The sequence below is a fragment of the Pseudoalteromonas sp. S3178 genome, assembly GCF_005886985.1.
Taxonomy (GTDB): Bacteria; Pseudomonadota; Gammaproteobacteria; order Enterobacterales; family Alteromonadaceae; genus Pseudoalteromonas; species Pseudoalteromonas carrageenovora.
The window spans coordinates 1-218 of record NZ_PNCW01000446.1 but is presented as its reverse complement, the minus strand read 5'-3'; the positions used below and the strand labels follow the sequence as shown (position 1 = coordinate 218).

Below are 218 nucleotides of genomic sequence, written 5' to 3'. Positions count from 1 at the left end.
ATCATTACACACTAAATCGACAAGGTGTAAGAGCATTTGGTGGAGTTCATCACTTGGGTCTTCCAAGTCTTGCTCAATTTGTTTTAACGTAAATTGATAATATGCACTTTCGTCCCAATACTTTTCACCATACATAGTATGAAATTCAAAGCCGTGGGCTTTTGCTTGTTCACGCCAGTGTGGGCGTTCATCAATAGAAACTCTTAACATAAGTGTAA

At 38.1% G+C, this 218-nt stretch carries 1 protein-coding gene; it reads right to left on the bottom strand.

Annotated elements, in window-relative coordinates; genetic code table 11:
- On the bottom strand, positions 1-210 hold a 210-nt coding region (locus CWC11_RS21695), incomplete at its 3' end, for a glutathionylspermidine synthase family protein (protein ID WP_171038512.1).
- Between the last annotated feature and the right edge of the window lie 8 nt (positions 211-218).